The organism is Emticicia sp. (assembly GCF_043780375.1).
Taxonomy (GTDB): domain Bacteria; phylum Bacteroidota; class Bacteroidia; order Cytophagales; family Spirosomataceae; genus Emticicia.
Map to the genome: position 1 here is coordinate 20,041 of NZ_JAYWCU010000074.1, position 21,706 is coordinate 41,746.

19 protein-coding genes, 1 tRNA gene and 1 pseudogene are annotated in these 21,706 nt (G+C 34.8%); 6 read left to right on the forward strand and 15 right to left on the reverse strand.

Annotated features, from left to right (window positions below; translation table 11 throughout):
* Both ACH2CJ_RS05920 and ACH2CJ_RS05925 read right to left on the reverse strand, forming a co-directional pair.
* Window positions 1-2,745 (reverse strand): alpha-amylase family glycosyl hydrolase, encoded by a 2,745-nt coding sequence (locus tag ACH2CJ_RS05920; protein WP_394991328.1) that lies wholly within the window; start codon window positions 2,743-2,745, stop codon window positions 1-3.
* A gap of 37 nt (window positions 2,746-2,782) precedes the next feature.
* Window positions 2,783-3,376: a Maf family nucleotide pyrophosphatase gene (locus ACH2CJ_RS05925; protein ID WP_394991329.1), complete on the reverse strand. Its 594-nt coding sequence runs from the start codon at window positions 3,374-3,376 to the stop codon at window positions 2,783-2,785.
* A gap of 142 nt (window positions 3,377-3,518) precedes the next feature.
* Here ACH2CJ_RS05925 and ACH2CJ_RS05930 point away from each other — a divergent pair, with 142 nt between their 5' ends.
* The 4 genes from ACH2CJ_RS05930 to ACH2CJ_RS05945 all read left to right on the forward strand — a co-directional run bounded on the left by ACH2CJ_RS05930 (window position 3,519) and on the right by ACH2CJ_RS05945 (window position 7,702).
* Window positions 3,519-5,363 carry a hypothetical protein gene (locus ACH2CJ_RS05930; RefSeq protein ID WP_394991330.1) on the forward strand — a complete coding sequence of 615 codons (1,845 nt, stop codon included), beginning with the start codon at window positions 3,519-3,521 and terminating at the stop codon, window positions 5,361-5,363.
* Window positions 5,364-5,533: 170 nt separating this feature from the next.
* Window positions 5,534-5,995, forward strand: a complete 462-nt coding sequence (locus tag ACH2CJ_RS05935) for a MarR family winged helix-turn-helix transcriptional regulator (RefSeq protein ID WP_394991331.1) — start codon at window positions 5,534-5,536, stop codon at window positions 5,993-5,995.
* Window positions 5,996-6,045: 50 nt separating this feature from the next.
* Window positions 6,046-6,657: a YceI family protein gene (locus ACH2CJ_RS05940; protein WP_394991332.1), complete on the forward strand. Its 612-nt coding sequence runs from the start codon at window positions 6,046-6,048 to the stop codon at window positions 6,655-6,657.
* 151 nt (window positions 6,658-6,808) lie between these two features.
* Entirely contained in the window at window positions 6,809-7,702 is an 894-nt protein-coding gene (locus ACH2CJ_RS05945) for an SDR family oxidoreductase (RefSeq protein WP_394991333.1), read from the forward strand.
* A gap of 66 nt (window positions 7,703-7,768) precedes the next feature.
* On the opposite strand, the gene kynU is transcribed toward ACH2CJ_RS05945, so the two are convergent.
* The 8 genes from kynU to ACH2CJ_RS05985 all read right to left on the reverse strand — a co-directional run bounded on the left by kynU (window position 7,769) and on the right by ACH2CJ_RS05985 (window position 15,739).
* A complete protein-coding gene (gene kynU / locus ACH2CJ_RS05950; protein ID WP_394991334.1) occupies window positions 7,769-9,043 on the reverse strand; it encodes a kynureninase in 1,275 nt (424 codons plus the stop codon).
* A 77-nt stretch (window positions 9,044-9,120) separates the two neighbouring features.
* On the reverse strand, window positions 9,121-9,798 hold the full coding sequence (locus ACH2CJ_RS05955; RefSeq protein ID WP_394991335.1) for an SGNH/GDSL hydrolase family protein: 678 nt from the start codon (window positions 9,796-9,798) through the stop codon (window positions 9,121-9,123).
* Window positions 9,799-9,850: 52 nt separating this feature from the next.
* Window positions 9,851-11,170 (reverse strand): APC family permease, encoded by a 1,320-nt coding sequence (locus tag ACH2CJ_RS05960; protein WP_394991336.1) that lies wholly within the window; start codon window positions 11,168-11,170, stop codon window positions 9,851-9,853.
* 82 nt (window positions 11,171-11,252) lie between these two features.
* The gene (locus ACH2CJ_RS05965) at window positions 11,253-12,542 is read right to left on the reverse strand and encodes a YncE family protein (RefSeq protein ID WP_394991337.1); all 1,290 of its coding nucleotides are present in this window, start codon (window positions 12,540-12,542) and stop codon (window positions 11,253-11,255) included.
* A 90-nt stretch (window positions 12,543-12,632) separates the two neighbouring features.
* Window positions 12,633-12,950 (reverse strand): Dabb family protein, encoded by a 318-nt coding sequence (locus ACH2CJ_RS05970; RefSeq protein ID WP_394991338.1) that lies wholly within the window; start codon window positions 12,948-12,950, stop codon window positions 12,633-12,635.
* A 127-nt stretch (window positions 12,951-13,077) separates the two neighbouring features.
* The gene (locus ACH2CJ_RS05975) at window positions 13,078-14,268 is read right to left on the reverse strand and encodes an alpha/beta hydrolase family protein (protein WP_394991339.1); all 1,191 of its coding nucleotides are present in this window, start codon (window positions 14,266-14,268) and stop codon (window positions 13,078-13,080) included.
* A gap of 100 nt (window positions 14,269-14,368) precedes the next feature.
* Window positions 14,369-15,385 carry an exo-alpha-sialidase gene (locus ACH2CJ_RS05980; RefSeq protein ID WP_394991340.1) on the reverse strand — a complete coding sequence of 339 codons (1,017 nt, stop codon included), beginning with the start codon at window positions 15,383-15,385 and terminating at the stop codon, window positions 14,369-14,371.
* A 280-nt stretch (window positions 15,386-15,665) separates the two neighbouring features.
* Window positions 15,666-15,739 (reverse strand) — tRNA-Ala (locus ACH2CJ_RS05985).
* A gap of 215 nt (window positions 15,740-15,954) precedes the next feature.
* Between ACH2CJ_RS05985 and ACH2CJ_RS05990 the strand changes: the two genes are divergently transcribed.
* On the forward strand, window positions 15,955-17,022 hold the full coding sequence (locus ACH2CJ_RS05990) for a tetratricopeptide repeat protein (RefSeq protein WP_394991341.1): 1,068 nt from the start codon (window positions 15,955-15,957) through the stop codon (window positions 17,020-17,022).
* Window positions 17,023-17,094: 72 nt separating this feature from the next.
* Window positions 17,095-17,853 (forward strand): sensor histidine kinase, encoded by a 759-nt coding sequence (locus ACH2CJ_RS05995; RefSeq protein ID WP_394991342.1) that lies wholly within the window; start codon window positions 17,095-17,097, stop codon window positions 17,851-17,853.
* Between the two features lie 7 nt (window positions 17,854-17,860).
* On the opposite strand, the gene ACH2CJ_RS06000 is transcribed toward ACH2CJ_RS05995, so the two are convergent.
* The 5 genes and pseudogenes from ACH2CJ_RS06000 to ACH2CJ_RS06020 all read right to left on the reverse strand — a co-directional run.
* Entirely contained in the window at window positions 17,861-18,937 is a 1,077-nt protein-coding gene (locus ACH2CJ_RS06000; protein ID WP_394991343.1) for a M43 family zinc metalloprotease, read from the reverse strand.
* Window positions 18,938-18,977: 40 nt separating this feature from the next.
* A complete protein-coding gene (locus tag ACH2CJ_RS06005) occupies window positions 18,978-20,123 on the reverse strand; it encodes a hypothetical protein (RefSeq protein WP_394991344.1) in 1,146 nt (381 codons plus the stop codon).
* A gap of 27 nt (window positions 20,124-20,150) precedes the next feature.
* Window positions 20,151-20,483: a LytR/AlgR family response regulator transcription factor gene (locus ACH2CJ_RS06010; protein WP_394991345.1), complete on the reverse strand. Its 333-nt coding sequence runs from the start codon at window positions 20,481-20,483 to the stop codon at window positions 20,151-20,153.
* 149 nt (window positions 20,484-20,632) lie between these two features.
* The gene (locus ACH2CJ_RS06015) at window positions 20,633-21,181 is read right to left on the reverse strand and encodes a response regulator (RefSeq protein ID WP_394991346.1); all 549 of its coding nucleotides are present in this window, start codon (window positions 21,179-21,181) and stop codon (window positions 20,633-20,635) included.
* Window positions 21,182-21,232: 51 nt separating this feature from the next.
* Window positions 21,233-21,706 (reverse strand): annotated as a pseudogene (locus ACH2CJ_RS06020) (tolB protein precursor); the annotation flags it as partial.

Consider the following 21,706-nt stretch of genomic DNA (forward strand, 5'->3'; position numbering starts at 1 on the left):
TTATTGTTTAATTACTTTTGTGGTTCTTGTTCTTCCTTTTTGGGTAGTCTTAATCAAATACATTCCAGCCGAAAAATTTGATAAGTCCATGCTTGGTTCAAATTCTCTGGTTTGGATCGAAAACAATGTTTTTCCCCATAAATCTTCCAATGAAATTTGCGTTTTTTCTCCGTTGAGTTTCAAAGTTACTCGTTCAGTCGTTGGATTTGGGTACACATGAAATCTTGAATTATCTGCCGAAATCTCATTGGCTGTAATTATTGCCATTCCTTGCCAAGGAACTAAATTTGCTTCGGGAGTTGGTAGTTTTATATTTGTGTAAACGTGAAATTCCCCTGCTGACAAACTTATTTCTGGATTTGTTTCACTTATAATAATTTCTTGTCCTGTAAAATAATCATACCATTTCCCAGTAGATTCAAAGTTAATGATACCTTTTTCAGAGCCTATGCCAAAGTTTGCAATAATGCGAACATTCATTGAATTATGATTCAATGCTACTTGTTTCACCACACCGCTACTCGATTCTTTAAAATCTTTCGACAAAAAAGCTGCTTGAGTTGTCTTTAATTTAATCAATTCGGCATAAACTTTAAATAGTTTTAGTCGATTTTCGTTTTTCAAATATTCCCACTTTTGTGGTTTTATGCCTGTTCTGCCATTGAAATCTATATTTATGTCGTAGCCAAATTCACCAAATTGCCAAAGCATTTTTGGCCCAGGAAAGGCAAAAAACAAGGCTGCGGCGGCTTTTGCTCGTTCAAGTATGGTGTTTAGATTTTTTACTTCATTTTTGCCATTATTCAAAGCATCATAAACGATACGCTCCTCATCGTGGCTTTCCATGTATCCTATCAAGTTGGGTTCTTTCCAAGCTCTGTCAATAAAACTTAAACCAGTTAGACTATTGTTAGTCCCTTTGATAATATTTCTGATATTTCCATTCATGTTGCCCCAAAGCATGAAACCATAATCAGCTAATTCCATTTCTTCATTATTTTCTGCAAAATGCTCTAAAATCAAGTAACAATCTTTGTCATAAGTACGAATTATATCATAAAAACGCTTTAAAAGTTTAATACGACTTGCATCATATTGACCCCAAAGACCGACGTTTGGGTCGCTTAGTTTCTGTGTAAAACCCTTTGATAAATCGAAACGATAACCATCAATTTTGTATTCTTTTAGCCAAAACTCTAAAACCTTGTCAAAATAGGCTTGAGTAGCAGTGCTTTCATGGTTAAAATCAAAAAATACTGAATAAGGATGGGTAGCTTTTGGATTCAAAAACGGACTATCGACCGAAGGCTGTGAACCATTCCAATAGGCTTTTGCATAAGGAAATTCAAGGTCAGCATGGTTGAAAACCACATCAAATATTACCGCAATACCATTTTCGTGACATTTATCAATCAGATATTTCAAATCATCTTTTGTGCCGTAAGCTTTATCGGGAGCAGTATAATAAGTTGGGTTATAGCCCCACGAATCATTTGCCGTAAACTCATTAATAGGCATGAGTTCTATAGAATTAATGCCCAAACGCTTAAAGTAAGTAATCGAATCTGCCACTTCTCTGTACTTTCTAGAATTAATAAAATCTCGAACTAAAAGCTCATAAATGACTAGTTTTTCTTTAGCAGGACGCTTAAAATCTTTTGTTTTCCAGTCGTAGCTGGGTTGTGCAGTTTGTAGAACAGAGACTGTTCCACCATAAGAATTATTGGCAGGATAAGATTTTAGATTGGGATATGTTGTTGACGAAATCGCATTGTCAAACTTTGGGTCAAGAATTTTCTCACAAAAAGGGTCGCCTACAGCAGTTTTACCATCAATCAAATATTGAAATGCATATTCTTTTCCTTTTTCTAAATTGTTTATAGTCAGCCAATAACGGTTGCCATCAGGCGTTTGATTCATTAAATATTTTGATTCGGCTTGCCAATTGTTAAAATCTCCGATAAGATAAACAAAACTTTTTTGAGGAACATAAAATGAGAACGTAACAGTATTATCATTGATATAATTGATGCCGTCTTTGGTATTTAGAGGGATATTCAAAATTGTATTTTTAGGTTTGATGATAAATTGAAGTTTTTCGGTTATTGTTTCATTTCCACTAATAATTGTAAGTAGCATAACACTAACACTTGTATTTGTAGATGCAGAATCTACATTATTAAACTCTTGAGTTTTGCCATTATTAAATATAATTTTGTCCACTTTTTTAGAAGTCTTGATTTTGATATTTATCGTTTGATTTTCTTCAAAAACTTTATTTAAGTCTGGTTCAATCACTTTATAATACAATTTGTCGTCATACAAATTCAAAATAAAATCTTCGGTTTGAGCTTTTCCATCACCACTTTTTAGCAATAAACCCATTTTTTTTATCATTTTATCAGCAGGAACTTTAAAATAATCTCGTGGCTTGAGTTTAATACTCCATCGATTATTGCCCAATGAAATCATTCGTCCCATTTCAAAAGGAGCATTAAAATTTGTTTGTCCTGTTGGTTGAAATTCAAAGGCATTATCGCCAGTTCCAGCACCTGACCACAAATAAACATCCGAAGTTTTACCCAAAAGTCCAGCCGCACGGATATCTTTTGCTTCTTTCAAATCACATACGATAGTGAATTCCTTGTCTCCATTTGGAAAGTAAGAATCAGTTGTAATGAGTTGACTATAAGCGTTTTGTAGAATAAAAAATAGCAACAAACATTGTAGAGAAATGCGTTTCACCAATTTGTATGATTAAAGTATATTTACAAATTTACTACTAATTTCTGACAAGGTACTTTTCTAAAGCCTCATAAACTCGATGAATTGGCAAACCCATGACAGTATAAAATGACCCTTCGATGCGTGGAATACCAATCATACCAATGAAATCTTGTACACCATAGCTTCCTGCTTTGTCGAAAGGTTTACATTTTTCGATATAATAATCAATTTCCCAATCACTCAATTCTTTAAAATGTACAAAAGTAGTGTCCGAAAAAGTTATCGTTTCTTCTTTTGTCATAATACAAACACCGGTTACTACTTTATGTATTTTACCACTTAATAATTTTAACATTACTGTCGCTTCAACCGCATTGATTGGCTTGTTAAGTATTTCATTCGGGCGGCGTTCCGCATCAATAATTACAACTGTGTCTGCACACAAAACAATCTCGTCATTAATATCTTTTCTAAAGCACTCGGCTTTCACTTTTGCCAAGAAAACAGGGACTTCTTCAACAGGCATTTCGCTCGAAAAACTTTCATCGGTTGGTATAACTTTCACCGAAAAATCATATCCTGCATTGTGCATGATTTCTTTGCGGCGTGGTGAATTGGATGCTAAAACTAAGGGTTTAGATAATTTCATTTGTAATAATTTGTTTTGTAAAAGGCGAAATAAACCATTTTTAGTCAATAAATGATTACAAATGTTGATTCTGATTTACAGTTAAATTTCGTATATGTCTAAAAGTGGATAGATTCATGCAAAAAATTAAGTAAATTTCGGAATGAAGTTTGTCATTATCATATTATTGTTTCTTCCACAATTAATTTTTGGACAAAAAAGTAGAGCTGATAGCCTCGACAGTGGAAAATCTGTTGAGGATAGCGTGATGTATGCTCACTTGAAACAAAGAATGAATAAAAGCCGTATTGGACGAAAAGTTTATGGAGCGTTGTTTAGAGATGTGTACAATTCTAATGCCCAGAAAACTGAAATTAGTAAATTAGAAACTAACCCTTTTGAGCAATATGATGGTAAAGTGATTGGTAAAATTACCATCAAAAGACTCGAAATTTTTGGTCCAAGTGTCAATGATACGACCAGAAAAGGAAATAAAATTGAGCATTTTGCAAGTAAAACATTTCATTATAATACACGAGAACGTGTTGTTCGTCAATCTTTGCTGCTTTTCAAAGAAGGCGACCACCTTAACCCACAAACCCTAAAAGATAATGAGCGATTACTAAGGGCAAACACCATCATTCATGATGCAAGGATTTTAGTTATTGAGCGAAAAGATGCTGCTTGGATGGTGGATATTTTGATACTGATTCAAGATGTTTGGTCAATCAATTTTGATGTTTCGGCAAGTGGACTGAATAATTTTGTTTTTGGCGTAGAGGATAGAAATTTTCAAGGTCGTGGACATTCGTTTCTTAACAAAGTTTCATGGCGAGCCGAAGACCCCTATCAAAAATTTGGTTTCCGAAGTATTTATACAATTCCTTATATTGGGCGGAGCTTTATTAGTGGGCAAATTAAAGCCATTGACGAACGAGATTTGACACAATTTGCTGCCAAAATAAATCGCCCTTTTCTGACTGCTGAAACCAGAAATGCTGGCTCTTTTGAATTGGGCTATATCAAAATAAGAGAATATAAACGATTGATAATCAATAAGATAGATAGTTCGTTGGTTTATCAAGTTGGAAGTTTTTATTCAGATATATGGTATGGACATTCGTTCATAATTGATGCTTTAAATCGGAATAAACGAGTTATTTTGGCTGTTCGCAGAAGTAGTTTTGATCATACAAAACGCCCAGAAGTGAGAGCCGATACCAACAAGATTTATTGGAATCGTACTACTTGGTTAGGAAGTATTGGCTATTCAAATCGTAATTATCGGCGTGATATTTTGGTTTATGGCTTTGGTCGGACAGAAGATGTACCTGTCGGAAATTTGTTTTCTCTGACTTTTGGCACTGAGAATACTGAATTTGGTAACCGAAATTATGCAGGAATTCAGTTCGCTAAAGGTAAATATTTGCCCAAAAACCAAGGATATTTTTATGTTTTGGCAAATGCAGGTAGCTATCTTAAACAAAAAGAAATTCAGCAGGGAACGATAGGCTTGCAAAGTTTTTATTTTAGTAAATTAATGAAACTTGGGAAATCGCACGGTCGACAGTTTGTTAATTTAGGCTTTACTTATGGACTCAATCGTGATGCTTTAGACTACCTAAATATTAGTGGTAGTGATGGAATTTTGGGTGTAAATAGTGAAGGTTTAAGAGGAGATAAAAGATTAACCTTAGGCTTTGAATCGGTTTTGTTTTCGCACAAAAGTATTATTGGTTTTAGAGTTGCCTATTTTGCATTTGCTAATTTCGGAATGGTTAGTTTAAAAGGTAATAGTTTAATAGATAGTAAGTTGTATCAAGGTTATGGAATTGGTTTTCGCTTGAGAAATGAAAATTTGACTATCAATACTTTCCAGATTCGCTTGGGTTATTATCCAAATATTCCAGATATTTCTTCAGTTTTTAGATTTGCTTTTGATGGCTCTCAACCGTTAAGATTAAGAGATTTTGATATTTCAGCACCTTCAATTGTTCCTTTGAGGTAAATTGTCTGAAACTTGATTTTAAGGATTATAAGACATAAAGAGAACTTTTACCACAAGCACTATTTTTGTTGAATACAAAATGAACTTAATAAAAAAACTTTTGTAATATATGTAACAACATTTATTGTTAATGTATTATATTTGCATTGCGTTTTAAAATTAATATAAGAATGTCGATCGAAAAAGATATAAAGCAACAAAAACCATTTAAAAGTCCGTACCAAAAATTGGTGGTAAACATTATTTATACATCAAACTGGATGAATTTTGAGCAGCAAGGTTTATTGAAACCTTACGATTTATCATCGCAGCAGTATAATGTTTTAAGGATTTTGAGGGGACAATACCCCAATCCAATCACTGTCAATGGTATTATTGAACGAATGTTGGATAAAATGTCGAATGCTTCTCGCTTGGTTGACAAACTTTTATTGAAAGGTTTTGTTTCAAGATGTGATAATGCTGAAGATAGACGAGCGTGTGATATTAGAATTACTGAAAAAGGGAAAGAAGTTTTGGGAATGATAGATAGCCATCAATCTGAATGGGAGCAGGCCATGAAAAAAATCACCGAAGTAGAAGCTGAATCGTTGAGTTGTTTATTAGATAAATTGAGAGGAAGTAACGATTGATTTTTGTAAGTATTTATGTTTTTTAATATTAAACCAAAATTAAGTAAAAAATGAAAGTTGTAAAAAATTTGATGATTGTAGCTTTAGCTGCATTGGTAAGTGTTTCAGCAATGGCTGATGGTGGTAAAGCAGTTGCTCCAGTTGCATTAAAAGTTGATGCAAAAGCGAGTACATTCAACTGGTTGGGTAAGAAATTTACGGGCGAACACAATGGCACAATCGGTGTTCAAAATGGTAGTTTGGTTGTAAACGGTGGTAAATTGTCAGGCGGCGAGTTTACGATTGATATGAAATCTATTAAATGTTTGGATTTGACAGATGCAGGTTATAATGCAAAATTGATTGGTCATCTGACTTCTCCTGATTTCTTCGACGTAGCAAAATATCCAACAGCTACTTTAAAAATCAAGAAAGCAATAGCAAAAACGGCTACTAATTATGACATTACCGGCGATTTGACAATCAACGGTGTTACGCAATCAATTACATTTCCAGCGGTTGTAACAATTGCTAAAGGTGCAACAACTGCAACCGCAAAGTTTGAAGTTGATCGTACAAAATTTGGTAGTAAATACAATTCAAAATCATTTTTTGATACTATCGGTGACAAAATGATTAACGATAATTTTCAAGTTGATGTTAAAATTGTTGCTTCAAAATAATTTTAGTGATAGTTTTTGTTAAAAAAGCCACAAATGAATCAATCATTTGTGGCTTTTTGCTTTAATTTGCGGATTAGTAAATTTCTCTGGACTATCGTCTATTGACAATCAACTAATTCAACAAAATACTCAACACTAAAAATTAAATAAAATGGCGTATAATCAACCAATGTTAAAAGAAGGATCGCTAGATGGTAAAACTTTTGTGGTTACGGGTGGCGGAACGGGTCTTGGTAAAGCAATGTCGAAATATTTTCTCGAACTCGGTGCAAATGTGGTTATTACGAGTAGAAAACTGGCAGTTTTGGAAGAAACAGCTCATGAATTAGAAAAAGAAACTGGTGGAAAAGTGCTGCCAATTGCTTGCGATGTGCGTGATTATGGTGCAATTGAGGCAATGAAAGATAAGGCTTTGGCAGAATTTGGTCAGGTAAATGGTTTATTAAATAATGCAGCAGGAAATTTTATTTCTCCAACCGAGCGACTTTCTCATCGAGCCATTGATACGATTGTGGACATTGTTTTGAAAGGAAGTTATTATTCAACTTTGGCTTTTGGCAAACATTGGATTGAGCAAAAACAGAAAGCTACGGTATTAAGCATTGTGACAACTTATGCTTGGACCGGCTCGGCTTTTGTTGTGCCTTCGGCAATGGCAAAGGCTGGTGTTTTGGCAATGACTCGCAGTTTGGCGGTTGAATGGGCAAAATATGGTATTCGTTTCAATGCGATTGCTCCAGGCCCATTTCCAACCAAAGGTGCTTGGGACAGACTTTTTCCTGTTGATGCTTTTCCTGAACATTTACGTGAGCGTTTCTCTGATTTCGGAAATGTACCTCTGAAAAGAGTAGGGGAACATCAAGAATTGGCTAATTTAGCAGCTTATTTAATGTCCGATTTTTCTTCTTATATCAATGGCGAAGTGGTTACTATTGATGGCGGCGAATGGATAAATGGTGCAGGAGAATTCAATCATTTGAATCAAATTCCAAGTGAAATGTGGGACGTGATTCAGGCAGTAATAAAAGACAAAACCAAGAAATAGTATTTTGGTAGAGACGTTGGTAGAGACGTTGCATTGCAACGTCTCTACTTTACAAAGGTTTAATTTTTAGGTTACATTCAATTTTTCTGCACTATATTTTTCAAACTGTTTTTCTTCAACAATTTGCTTGATTCTTGTAACTGTTTCATATAATTCTTGAAAAGTATTGTAAAGCGGAGCAATGCCTAAGCGAATATTATTGGGTGGTCTAAAATCAGGAATAATACTTTTTGAGCCATCAAAAGGCTCAATCATTGCACGATTGATTCGATAACCTTCGGCGTGTTGGATTGAAATATGCGAACCTCGTTCATTTATATTTAATGGAGAAGCAATAGTAAAACCGAGTGGAACTAAGCAATTTTGAATCATTGCAACTAAAAAATTGCTTTGTAAAATACTTTTTTGACGAAGATTTGATATTCCAGCTTCAATTAATAAATCTAAACCTGGTTCAATTGCTGCCAACGAAATCACTGATGGTGTACCTGTCGAAAAACGTTGAATATCATTTTTTGCTTCATAGTCTAAACTAAACTCAAAAGGCTTTTGGTGACTAAACCAAGCCCAAATGGGGTTTAGAAGTTTTTCTTGTAAATCTTTTCGTACGTACAAAAAAGCAGGAGAACCTGGCCCACCATTGAGGTATTTATACGTACAACCAACCGCCATATCTGCATTTGCCTCGTTCAAATGAATAGGAACAGCACCTGCTGCGTGGCTTAAATCCCAAATAACAAAGGCACCTTTTTGATGAGCTAAAGCATTGATTTTTTTCATATCGTACATAAATGCACTTTTGAAAACAACATGACTTAGTGTAAGAAAAGCAGTGTTTTGGTCTAATTGGGCAGCGATTTGTTCTTCGGTTATGCTAATTTCATCTTTACTTTCGATGATTTTCAAAGAATGAGATTGAAATTGTTGTTCAATTAAACCTTGCAAAACATATAAATCAGTAGGAAAATTGAGAGAATCACTAATGATTTTGGTACGAGAAGGATCAAAATTTAGTGCAGCATAAGCCAATTTATAAAAGTTAATAGAAGTGCTTTCCCCCACAAAAATCTCGTCTTCCCTTGCTCCAACTATTTTGGCAATTTTGGCTGCAATTTTATTGGGAAGTGCCATCCAATGTTCGTTCCAGCTTCTTATCAGACGTTTTCCCCATTGATTTTGAATCAAATCGGTTGTTAGTTCCATTGTCCGTTTGGGAAGCTTCCCCAAAGAATTTCCGTCTAAATAAATCTCGTCGTGCGACTCAAATTGATTTTTGAACGAAGCAAGTGAATCATTTTTGTCAAATTCGAGTGCTTTTTGGTAATATTCTTCGAAATTCATTTAAGTAGTTGGTAATATTTAATTTTGTAAAAGTCGTTTATAGAAATATTGACTGTTGTCCATTGACCATCGACTACTTATTTTAACTTTTTCAACAATTCTGGCGTAATTTTTTCCACCCATAATTGATACATTTTTCCTGAAGGATGTAAACCATCATTGGCAATGAGGCTTTTATCATTTACTGCCTGACGTGAAATAGGAGTAATATCAACAAATAAAATGCCTTTTTTTTCGGTTTCTTCTTTCTTTACAGCATTAAAAAGGTCGATTTGAGCGGCAATTTCTTTTTGATTTCTGTCTGAAGCAAAAGGTGTAACTCCCCAATCTGGAATCGAAACTACTAGCACGTGAGCAGGATTATTTCGTGAAAATTTGAGGGAAGTTTCAAGTAAGTCAATAAATTCGATGCGAAATTGCTCCACACTTCGTCCACGATATTGGTTATTTACACCAATTAAAAGAGAAACGAGGTCGTATGTTTGGGTAATATTTTCAGAAACTATTTTTGCTTTCAGTTCATCGGTTGTCCAACCAGTTCGGGCAATTATTTTTGGTTCGGCAACTACCACTCCTGCATTACTTAAACTTTTTGCCAATTGTACAGACCAACGGTTGCTTTCGGCAACACTTTCGCCAATTGTATAGCTATCGCCTAAAGCTAAATAGGTTAATCCATTTGTCATTGCAGTAGGTTGAGAATTTGATTTGCATGAAAAAACGAGTAAAAATAATGAAATTATGAGGTATTTCATGGAAATAAGAGTTATGTTATAGATACACATATTAACGTATATTCATACCTACTTAGATTGATGAACCCTGATTTTTATTCTTTCCAAAAGTATTTATCAAAAAATAAATGATTGACAGCACTAATAGAAAAAGCCCAAGTGCGATAAATTCTTTTTGAGCTAAATGCGAAAGAAACCAAAAAATAGCAATAGCGGCAAAAACAGGAATAATAATGCCTCCAGGGAGTTTGAAAGAGTCAGTTTTGGTGGCTTTATTTTTCAATCGTAATTTAATAGTTGCCAACACAACGCCCATGTAAATACTTAATAATGAGGCACTTGCAATAATTGCTAACTCTTTAAATCCGCCTGAAATTGAGAAAATAAAATCAAAAAGTGCATAAACTATAATAGCCCAATAGGGTGTAGCAAATTTGGGGTGAATTTTAGCAATAAATGCGGGCATCCAACCTTTATTTGCTCCTGCAAAAATTACTCTTGGATACGATAAAATTGAACCACTTAAAGCGGCAAACATTGAGAAAGCTGCTCCCGCAATGATAAGTGTTGAACCGAATTCCCCTAAAACTTTGTTTGCAACGGCGGCAAGCGGAGCTTCTTTTTGCAAAGCTAAATCTGCACCAAGTACGCCCTGCGAAATGGTTTGGATAAGGATATAAATAAGCACAACCGCAGCCATGCCTGATAATACGCCCAAAGGCACAACACGTTTTGGGTTTTTTACCTCGCCACTAACATTGAGCGATGCTTCACCACCTGCAAAAGCAAAAAATAATAGAAGTGATGCTTCCCCTAATTTCTCTAAAGATGGAATAGAGTCCCAGCGAAGGTTTTCTGTTGAAGTGCCCAGAAATCCTGCAACAATAAGAATTGTTAAGGGAATTAATTTGATGAGTGTATTGATTTTGACTACATTATCGCCATGCTTTACGCCAAGCACATTGATGAAAGCAAAACCTCCAAAAATAATAAAAAAGAAAATACCTCGATAAATTGGGTTTGACAATACCTGAAACTGAATGGTTAACATATCGACCATAGCATTGGCAACCGCAGCATCGGCTAGAACTCCGACAAACCAAAACATTGAGTTAGCAATAAAACCAGCAAAAGGCCCGAAAGCAGAATGAATATAAGCATAAGCACCACCAGTAGTAGTAATTTGGCTTCCAATTTCAGAAAAACACAGCATAATTGTCATCATAAGCAGTCCGCAAAGTAGATAAGCGAGTATGCTTGCACCGCCCAAAATATTGGCAACTAGAGCAGGCAAAACAAAGATTCCTGCTCCAATGGTTCTATTTAAAGTATTGGCTGCCAAGCCTAATACGCCGATTTCTCTTTTTAAACCTACTTTGTTCGTTGAATCCAATGGTTTTAGTGGGTTATAGTTCTACAATTTTTGAATTATAGAAATGGTTTTAAAATTAAGCTATTTTAGTCAAACACAAATATTATTTTACAATTCTGAGTGCATGGCAGCCACGAGGCAGAAATAGTTTAAAATCTTGTTTTTGCAATGTTGGTTTTGTGCCTTTAATTACTTTCCAAAATTCAATTCCACCAAAATGCTTTCCAAAATTGAAGTAGTCAAAAACTGTTACAGCAATGTTATTACCACTTTTATCAAAAGCTATATTTTGAGGTAATATTCCTTCAAATTCATATTCTCCAATATTTGTAAGTGTACCGTCAGTGGTAAGTGTCAATAAAGACAATGAAGAATTTTTCGAAAATTCAAGACTTTCCCACGGATAATAGCTTTTTTTCATATTGGCAACTATAACCATATTTCCATCAGGGCTAATTGCAAAACCCTCTGGACTTTCACCTACTTTAGTTTTAGTAATCAAGAAATGATCGCTTGTTCCTTCTAAATTGAATTTTAGAACAAACATATCGCCTTTTCCATCATAACCTTGCTCTGATTTTGCATCTGCTCCCCACTTTAAGTCAGGTACAAGGTAATATTTTCCATCAGGAGTAAACTGTCCCGCACCGGGGAAATTCCCTACTTTAAGGGGATGACCTAACAAGTCCATACGGATAATTTTACCCGTTGGTCCATCACGTGCTATTTTTATTAGTCCAACCTCTTTTGAATCTTCTAAGGTAAAAGCAATGTAATTATTGTTAGGGTGCCAACTTACATCGGTAATTCGCCCACTTGGAAAGTCTTTTGGCTTATTAATAATACGTATGGGTTTTCCGGTGGTATCCAATTCCAAAACCTGTAATTCTTTCTCGTATTCTTCACTGCAAATGACTAAATATTCACCATCAGGACTAATTTCAACGGCAATTGGATTTTTGCCTGTCGGAAATTTATATAAAACCTTTGGCTGAGCTAAATCACTAATATCAACTACTGAAATAAAGCCACCTGCTGGAAAGTCAGCATTGACATTTTTAAGTTCGCTTATATTATCTTGTGGCGTACCTCTCGTTTCAACTACATAAGCAATATGATTATTTGGAGAAAGCACCATTCCTTTTGTCCAATTCAATACTGAATTAGATACACCAATAGTTTTGACTTCCTCGGAATACTTCTCAAGTGGAAATTTCACTACTGAAAGAGCATCTTTTGTGCCTTTTTCTTTTAAGAATTTACCGTCAATGTATGCAGAGGCAGCCATATCAGCATCAGAAATAGTAATGATTGCTTTGGCATCGAACGATAATTTTTGAGAAAATGTATTAATACTTACTATAAAAAATATCGAAATTAGAAGTTTTTTCATGGGGAAAGGGGCGTGGCAAACTTTCGTTTGCAGTTTTAATCAGCTAATTTTTTAAAAAATTAGCTGATTTTGGAAATATTTTGCTAAAAATTAACTTTCGGCATCATAAACCTGCACTTTTTCCCACAAATGAGAGCAATTAGCAACAAATACAAGGTGGTCAGGGTGTGTTTGGTAAGTATCTTGGTCGGCAGGATTGTCAAATACAAATGTCAAAGAAAAACTATAAGAAGAGTCAATTACTGATCTGTTTGTATTAGCTGCCTTGCCAACATAAGCAGTTTTAATTAAATCAATTTTTGAAAGTTCTTTCAAACCTGCGAGAAGGGCAGCTTGATGTGCTTCGTTGTCTTTTTCTTTTAACCAGAAAAAAACTGTGTGAACAACCCCAGTGCTTAAATTTGCCATTGAATATTAATTTTTATTTAGTGAATGATAGAATAAATAATTTTTTTTTCTGTCAGAAATTACTTCCAATTCGTCACAATTCAATAATTTAATCAAAATTGGAGATTTCTAACAGCGAATTGTAGCCTTACTTTGTGTTGCTAAAAAACTCGAGTGTTCCCAACAAAAATGATTGAATAGTAGAGCCGTGGTCGCCACCAGCAACCGGAAATAAAGCTACATTGGTTGCACCACGTTTTTGCATGGCATCAAAGGCTGTTTGTGAATTGATAAAAGGCACATAAGTATCAGCAGTACCGTGATACAAACGAGTAGGAGTTTTAGGTTTCCAATCAAATACATCGTTGTCTTTTACGGCGGTTAGTAAAGCGGTATCAGTTCCGTCTGTAATTCCCTTTTTTACGGCATCATTTAAAATTGTAAGGAAATTGCCTGAAATTCGTGCATTTTGTTGCTCTTTTTGTATTTGTGTAGCAAAAGGCTCAATAAAATACGCTGACATCGGACGATTAAGTTTATAAATCCTGTCATAAGTTAAAAGTACCCAGATGTAAGAAGCATTATGTTGTGAATCTCCACTTGATTTTGTCGAGACTAAGGTCTTGAAACTTGAAGTTTTATTATAAGCTCCAGCACCACAACTTGATGCTTTTAAGTTAAATTCTGTTGGTGCTTCTTCCTCAATTTTCTTTTGCAACGACATTGTAGCATAGCCTCCTTCCGAATAGCCAGCAATATATAAACTTTGATTCCAATTGGCTTTTTCTTTTGTGATAAACTCTTTTGTGGCACGAAGCATATCTAAACCAGCAGTGGCTAATCCGTTGCGATGTTCGTATGTATGTGGCAAATTGTTTGATGCTCCATAGCCAATATAATCGGGAGCGGCTACGATATAACCCAACGTTGACAAAAAAGATGCAATTGCTCCTTCACCGTCTGTTGATAAATAGGAAGGTGCTTGTTTATCGTCAAAAATTGTACCGTGTTGGTAGCTCAGTAAAGGCAATGGTCCGGATAGAGTTGCACCAACTGGAATAATAACAGCACCTGATGCTTGGATTTCGGTGCCATCAGTATTTTTTGTTTTGTAAACAATTTTATATTGTTTTACGCCTCCTTGTACAAATAATGAAACTTGTGAACCTAATGTTAAGCTAAGTGAGGCTATTAATTGTTCTTTAGTTAATTCTTTTACCAAAGTTGAACTTACTAAAACTACTGGTTCGGGGTCTGGAGTGGCTACTTTTCCGCATGACCAAGTAACCAAAGTCAGCGAGATGTAAATGATGAAGTATTTATAGTATTTGGTTTGCATAAATATTTTTAGTTAAATGACAAAATTACTAATTTCAAACATTTATTTGGAAAAAACAGTATTAATTTTTGAGGTTTAACATGCTATAATTTTTTACAAATTAATATTTCAGAACAACATGTTTAATCAATTTTCGATCAAAAGTATAGGTGATGTGTATCAGCCCATCTTGGGTTTGAATGACTGCTGGATAGCTAAATTCGCTTTTATCAATATTTTCTAATTCGTAAATATCTTTCCAATTATTGCCGTCTTTTGAAATAGCTACTTTTAATATATTTCTGCCGTTCGACCACCTATTGCCCGACGGTAATGGGTTATAAATTAATATATGCGAACCATCTGCGAGTGTGACAGCATCTATTCCTGAGTTTGGATTTGGTAAATTGATAGGGGAGAGTTTGCTCCATGATTGTCCACTATCTACCGACCACGATTGAACAATTTGATTCTGCCGACTTCTCAAAAGCATTTGAATTTTTCCATCAGCATGAGTTAAAAAAGTGGGTTGAATTACACCATAGTCTCCGCATTCAATTTCTATTTTCTTCCAATTTTTAGCGTCGGAATCTGATATTTCGACGTGAGTTTTCCATATTTTACTATCTAAACTTTCGGTGCTTGAGGGATGTAGAATTTCGCCCGATGTCAGTTGAATGGGCTTGTTTTTGATTGGCCCAAGAATATTATTAGGTAGTTTTGTAGCTTCCGACCACGTTTCTCCGTCATTTATTGAGGTTTTCATCATTCCCCACCATTCTCTTGGAGTTACGCCTACTTTATAAAACAAAAACAATTTTCCTTCTTTATTTTTAAAAAGCACAGGATTCCAACAAGCGTATTGCTTTCCATTCACAATGCCATCGGCTATTTTGGCTGCTTTGCTCCAAATTCCATTACTAAAAGTAGAAGCCCAAATACCAACTTTATAATGATTTTCATGTTCACCCGCAAACCATGCTGCCATCAAATTTGATTTTGAAAGCTCAACAATAGTGGAAGCGTGGCAAGATTTTTCTTCGGGAGAAGGATTAATAAATTCTTCTTTGATTAGTTTTGCTTGCGAAAAAGCTAAAAGATTAATGAATAGAGCTACGATTGTTAGTTTAATTTTCATTTTTGTCTTTCAAATTTTAAAGCTACGGCTGGTTATGGTTAATGTTTCTCGACTAATGCTAACGTTAAATATACAAAAGATTTATTGCCTTTTTTCTGCCACTTTTAATTTGAAATATTCACATAAAAATGAAAATGTGTTTTCATTTTGGTAGATGTAAACAATACATAAATGCCACAATACAATGTAGAAAAAACGATAAATTATAATAAAAAAGCCCTCGAACAATGCTATTAGCGATATTCAAAGGCTTTTTTGTGCAGTTCTTTCGAAATGTTTGTGGAGGAGATGGGATTCGAACCCACGACTTCCTGCATGCCATGCAGACACTCTAACCAACTGAGCTACACCCCCGAATTTACCATTCAGTAAATTTTAATGCAAATAGCAATGAGAAAAAGTTATATCCAAAATTTATCTTCTATTTTTACATATTACTTTTGAAATTCATTCAAAATATGAAAAATAAAATTACATATTTTTCACTTCTTCTTATTGGCACTTTTAATATTGTTTTTGCACAATAGGTTCGTCTGCCCAATCTGAATGATACTTTCAAAGCGGCTGATTTGGCACATAAACCCGTCAATGCCGATAGTATTTTGATGGCTACAAAAAACCTGCTTTTTTCTCTCGAAAAAAAACAGAGAAACAAGAGAGAAGATACTCTTCTTGTTTTGGCTTCGGAGCGTTTGGCCTATTTATATTATAGTACCCGAATCCCGCAGAAAAATCCCGATCCGATGCTGGTTTATTCTCAAAAATTGCTCAAATATGCCAAACATTGCGGTTATACCATAAATATTTTTAGGGCTTATGATTATATTGCAACAGTTTATGCTATCAAAACGGACTACCAAAAAGCCCTCGATATTAGTCTGGAGGCATATAAGCTGACAGCAAATTTGGAGGGTGCTGATTTGATTCTGACAACCTATTCGCTTACTCGAATTGCGAGTAGTTATCAACTGCTTCGTGATTATGATAATTCCTTGATTTTTCATCTAAAAGCCTTAGATATTATTGAATTATGCAAAAAAAACGACTTTAAAACGGGTATTACTAAAGAAAAACTTAGAATAGCGAATACCTCATTTGCCTACAAATACGATGATATTGGGGTGATTTATGCCGAGCAAAAGAACTTTTCGGAAGCTTTAAAGTATTATCAATTAGCTTATAATTATGCCAAAAAATCGGAGTTTTTGGCTCAGACTTCGATGGCTATAAAGCATGAAATGGATAATTTAGAAATTCAATATTTGTCTTTAAAAAAACTAAAAAGGTACGATTTGGCACTAATTGCCTACGAAAATTACATGACTTTGAATGATTCGATTACTAATCGACGAAAATTAACGCAAGTGTTGAATCTTCAACGAAAGCTAGAAACGGAAAAAGAAAAAGCTGAATTTGATAAGCGGCAACTGTTGCAAAAAGTCATTATTGATTCATCACAACGAGCCAATGAGATTTTATTGTTGAAAGCCGAGAACAATGAAGTTGAGAAAAAAGCTCTTTTTGAGAAAAATAAAAATGATGAATTGGCTCGAAAACTCCAAATTGAACAATTAAGAACTACTTCTGAAAAAACGCAACTTTTGCAGCAAAACCATATAAATTCGCTAAATGTTTAAGCAGAAAGAAAGCAACAAACGCAACAATTTCTTTGGATTGTCTTAGGGATGTTGGGGCTTCTATTATTATCGTTGACACTAAATTTTAGGAATATTCAAAAACGAAAAAAACAGACCGAATTATTGAACGAGCAATTGGAGGAAAAAGTAAGAACTCGTACGGCGGAATTGCAAAAATCATACAACGAAAGTAAGGAAGCCATGCAACGAGGACAAAGTATTGAGCGTAAACGCATGGCGGCAGATTTGCATGATAATTTGGAAAGTTTGCTGACAGCAATCAATATTTCACTAGATAATATCAATACTGAACAATTGACTGAGCGTGAACGAAAAATTTATGCTAATATCCTTTCTATGACCGAAAATTCGTACGATGAAGTCAGAATTTTATCTCATAATTTGATGCCTGAAGAATTAGAAAAAGAAGGCTTAGAGAATGCTTTGCGAATGATGATTGGAAAAATGAATACCAATCAAAAAATTAGATTTAGTCTGATAATCAATAATTTAGCTTATCAAAACAAAGCCATTGATTTAAATATTTATGCTATTTGTTTAGAATTAATTCAGAATATTATCAAACATTCAAAGGCAACAAATGCCACTATTTCACTTTTTGAAAAAGCAAATATCCTTTGGTTGGAAGTAGTAGATAAGGGTACGGGAATAAATAAAAATAACGAAAAGGGTATTGGTTTTAAAAATATTCAAGACCGATTAGAAACTATGGATGGTGAGTTTTATATTGATTCTGAAAAATCCAAAGGCACTAAATTGGTCGTTTCAGTGCTTTTGGATTTGAAAAAAGACGTTGTCAAAACTTTTTAAATTTCAATTAATTACAGTAAGGATTTGTTTTGATATGAACTCTTCCCGTAGTAGGATAAAAATGCGTACCAGGTCTTAAATATACTTTCTTAGATACAAACCGCCGCACTGCCGACCCCGAAACATTATAAGCGTCATTTACATAATTACTAATGTATAATTCGTCTCTTGCTGTTTCAAAACCTTCGTTAATAGTCCAAGTAATCGTACTATTACTTGAGGAAGGCCTATAAACGATGTCATTGGTAGCTAAATCGTTGATGGTAGCATTGCCAACGATAGTTGAACGCATGCGGCTACCTTGCCCAGTTGTAAAGGCATTTCTACAAAGAAAATTACCATAAGCCATCATATTAGAAGTCATTGGAGCAAATGATGAACCATTGCAAGGGTCGGTTCCTCCGCCAGTATAAACACAAGAGCCATTAACTCCTCCATCATTATCGGCAGGTGTATCGCAGAGCAAATCGCCCTGAGTTGTACAGTTATAACAGGCATTTCCACTATTTCTTGTAACATTCTCTTGAACTGAAGGGTTTCCAAATTTTTGAAATGTGTGGTAAAGACCCAAACAATGCCCCACTTCATGTCCCATAGTTGCGATATTATAACTTACGCCATCTAAGCTACAATAAGTGTTAGGTATTGCGTAAGCAGTTCCGTTACCTGGTAATGAACGGTGAATAAAAATGTTCAAACAATCGGTTATTCTAAACGGATTAAGTTCTGCTTCTTCGGTATCAGAATCATGGTTATTCAAATCAGTATTATTAATTTGTCGAATGTTTATGAGCATAAAACAAATACTATGAGTTTGAAAAGAATTGACCATAAACTGAAAATTAGCAAGAATATTCGCATCGGTGTCGGCTCTGTTTGAACCATTATCATCGGCAAATACGGTAATATAAGCCCTGATGCAATAGGGAGAATTGATTGCCAAAATAGTATTAATACTGTCTTGTTTTTCTTTTGAAAACATATACGGAATATTTCCAGCTCTTGTAGTACATTCAACTTTTTGGGCTTTCAAAGACAAACTTCCAAATATTAAGAAGGAGAATAAAATTAAAATCTTTTTCATGTCAAGAAATGATTAAATGTTAGAAAAATACTCAAAAAAACTACTTTTTTTCGTCTAAACGTTTCTTCAAAGCATCAATTTCTTTCTTTTGTTGAATCGAATAAAGTGTTAGTTCTTCTATTTTTTCCATCATTTTGGTCATTAATTCTGCTACATGAGCTCCTTTGTCTTGAATACTTGCCGCCGAAGGCACAGAAGGTAAATGTTTGTTAGCCTTGATAAATGCCTCAACTTCATCCAAAGGTTTTAGATTATAATCTTCGTTGAAAACATAATCGGCCCAACCTGTTTCCACAATTACTTCATTTGCTCTTATAATTCCCAAAACATCTAATTTATTGTTAGGGGTAGTAGTACCAATACCAACGTTTCCGCCACCTTGGGCAAGAATCACGTTAAGAGCAGTATTATTATTTAAATATAAACCCGTTGACAAAGCATCAATTTCGTTTCCATCAAATAACATACTTTGTGCACCACTCGTAATTTTTAGCGAAGCATCTATTCCATCATTTTCATTGCCAACTACTTGAAGTTTCGTATCAGGCGTACTTGTCCCGATTCCAACATTGCCATCACCTTTAACATATAAATGTCGAATTCCATCATATTCTAATGTCCAATAATTGCTTGCAGCAGTGGCACTTTCAAGATAACTTTGTGCTGTCCAGAGATGGACATTAGTTGCAGTAGTCCAATTTATTCTTGAAAATGAACCAGTAGTATGTAACCTTAAATGAGGGTCACTATCTGTTCCATCATGCGTAATTTGCAATCTTGCCAAAGGATTGGTTGCACCAATGCCCACTTTGCCATTATTGTCAATTCTCATTCGTTCAGTCAAACTTGTTGTTCCGTTCAAAGTAGTTGAAAAAGTGATCCTTGTACCATTAGCAGTAGGTGAAAATAGTTCGTCGGCAGTCATCGAAATTTGAGCTTTATCAGATGTAAAACTACTTCCAGTATAACCTCTACCACTAAAAGTAACTAAACCTCCACTGGCAGTTGTTGCAGTAGGTGAAGCTACTGAACCACCAGTTCGCCTTCCCGCTAAATTAGGAGGGGTACCACCATATTTGGTTACTAATATTTCATCATTGATAGGAGTAAGCTGTACCGATTGAGAAAAAGCTCCTACAGCTACAAGCAAGCATAAAATAATTGTTGAAATAAATAATTTTTTCATGGTATGTTGAGTTTTATTGGTTGATAATTAATCGTTTAATAAATTTACTCGGTTATCTTCTCGTAGTCTTTTGAATTTTCGCCTCGAAACAATACATATTAAATCGTTTTCGAGCAGAAAATGACCTTCTTGATAAGATTTAAAATAATCAAGATTGACTAAAAAAGATTTGTGAACTCTGGCAAAAGAATTAATAACAGCGAATCGTTTTTCGAGGATTTTGAGGCAGGTTGAAACGATAAATTTCTGCCCATTAACAAGATAAATCAAAGAGTAATTTGCATCTGATTGAATCATGACGATTGTTTCAGGAGGGACATAGGTTCTGGACCCCACATGTATGTTTTCAATGGTTTTCATGGTATATTTTTCTTGCAAAGTTATACCACCTACATGTCGTTGTCAATCACGGTATGCCGTGATATTTGCTATTCAATTAAATGATTTTGAAGGGCAAAGCGAATAGCTCCTGCCAGATTTTTGATATTGAGTTTTTGGTAGATATTTTTTCAGTGAGATTCGACTGTATTCAACGAAATATTGAGTTGAGAAGCAATTTGTTGGCTCGAAAACTCATTGGCAATCAATTTTAAGATTTCAATTTCTCGTTGTGTAATTCCTGAAGGTAGATTTTCTTGGATTGGCTCTTGAATTTTGAGTATTTGCAATATTTCATCGGCAAAATATTTTTCTCCTCTTGCAATAGTCAAAATTGCGTTTTCTAATTCTGCTTTTTTAGCTTTTTTTAAAATATAACCATTTGCCCCAGCTTGAATCGCCATTGTTATTTTCGGAGCATCTTCGAGCATCGAAAGCATTAGTATTTTTATATCGGGATAAAGCTGGCGAACTTGTAAAATCGTACTGATTCCATCTAAAATAGGCATTTGAACATCACAAACCAACACATCAATGGTGTAAATCTCCAATTTTTGAAGCACTTCTGTTCCATTATATGCCGTCGCTATCACTTCAAAAGCAGCACTTTGATTAATGGAGTCAGCAAGGCTTTCGAGTAGCATTTGGTGGTCGTCGGCGAGTAGAATTCTTAAAACCATAATTTATAATAGATAGCCATTCTTAATTGTTCATTCGACATTTACCATTATTTACCATCCAGGCACCATAAAATTAATTCCTGTTACAGCTGATTGTCGCTTACCATTATAAATAGGAAATGCCAAATAAGGCTCAATAATCAAATAACCTAAAGCATTTATCCGCAAGCTAATCCCCGTACTAATGATAGGATTGAGTTTAAGCGTTTGTTTGCTACCATCACTAAAACTATATTGCGATTCTTTGCCAATTGCCTTTTTATCGTCCCAAGCTATGCCCATATCAAAAAATATATTGAGGTCCGAAGGCACATCCTGAAAGTTTATCAATGATAGTTTTTTTGCACCTGTAAAAGGTAATCTTATTTCAAAATTTGCCAATCCCATTTGCGAGCCTTTGAGTTGCTCTTCACTTAAAGATAAGGTCGAAGTCTGCGTACTCAATGCTCTGCCCCAAAGCCCGTGCATGTACCACGGATAGCCCAAAAACATGGGGTAAAGTTTGTTGTAATTATTGGCATCACT

Excerpts from the sequence above, each read along its gene's own strand:
- ACH2CJ_RS05925 (WP_394991329.1), bottom strand. The coding sequence starts at position 3,376 with ATGAAATTATCTAAACCCTTAGTTTTAGCATCCAATTCACCACGCCGC.
- ACH2CJ_RS05930 (WP_394991330.1), top strand. The coding sequence starts at position 3,519 with ATGAAGTTTGTCATTATCATATTATTGTTTCTTCCACAATTAATTTTT.
- ACH2CJ_RS05935 (WP_394991331.1), top strand. The coding sequence starts at position 5,534 with ATGTCGATCGAAAAAGATATAAAGCAACAAAAACCATTTAAAAGTCCG.
- ACH2CJ_RS05940 (WP_394991332.1), top strand. The coding sequence starts at position 6,046 with ATGAAAGTTGTAAAAAATTTGATGATTGTAGCTTTAGCTGCATTGGTA.
- ACH2CJ_RS05945 (WP_394991333.1), top strand. The coding sequence starts at position 6,809 with ATGGCGTATAATCAACCAATGTTAAAAGAAGGATCGCTAGATGGTAAA.
- kynU (WP_394991334.1), bottom strand. The coding sequence starts at position 9,043 with ATGAATTTCGAAGAATATTACCAAAAAGCACTCGAATTTGACAAAAAT.
- ACH2CJ_RS05955 (WP_394991335.1), bottom strand. The coding sequence starts at position 9,798 with ATGAAATACCTCATAATTTCATTATTTTTACTCGTTTTTTCATGCAAA.
- ACH2CJ_RS05965 (WP_394991337.1), bottom strand. The coding sequence starts at position 12,542 with ATGAAAAAACTTCTAATTTCGATATTTTTTATAGTAAGTATTAATACA.
- ACH2CJ_RS05970 (WP_394991338.1), bottom strand. The coding sequence starts at position 12,950 with ATGGCAAATTTAAGCACTGGGGTTGTTCACACAGTTTTTTTCTGGTTA.
- ACH2CJ_RS05975 (WP_394991339.1), bottom strand. The coding sequence starts at position 14,268 with ATGCAAACCAAATACTATAAATACTTCATCATTTACATCTCGCTGACT.
- ACH2CJ_RS05980 (WP_394991340.1), bottom strand. The coding sequence starts at position 15,385 with ATGAAAATTAAACTAACAATCGTAGCTCTATTCATTAATCTTTTAGCT.
- ACH2CJ_RS06000 (WP_394991343.1), bottom strand. The coding sequence starts at position 18,937 with ATGAAAAAGATTTTAATTTTATTCTCCTTCTTAATATTTGGAAGTTTG.
- ACH2CJ_RS06005 (WP_394991344.1), bottom strand. The coding sequence starts at position 20,123 with ATGAAAAAATTATTTATTTCAACAATTATTTTATGCTTGCTTGTAGCT.
- ACH2CJ_RS06010 (WP_394991345.1), bottom strand. The coding sequence starts at position 20,483 with ATGAAAACCATTGAAAACATACATGTGGGGTCCAGAACCTATGTCCCT.
- ACH2CJ_RS06015 (WP_394991346.1), bottom strand. The coding sequence starts at position 21,181 with ATGGTTTTAAGAATTCTACTCGCCGACGACCACCAAATGCTACTCGAA.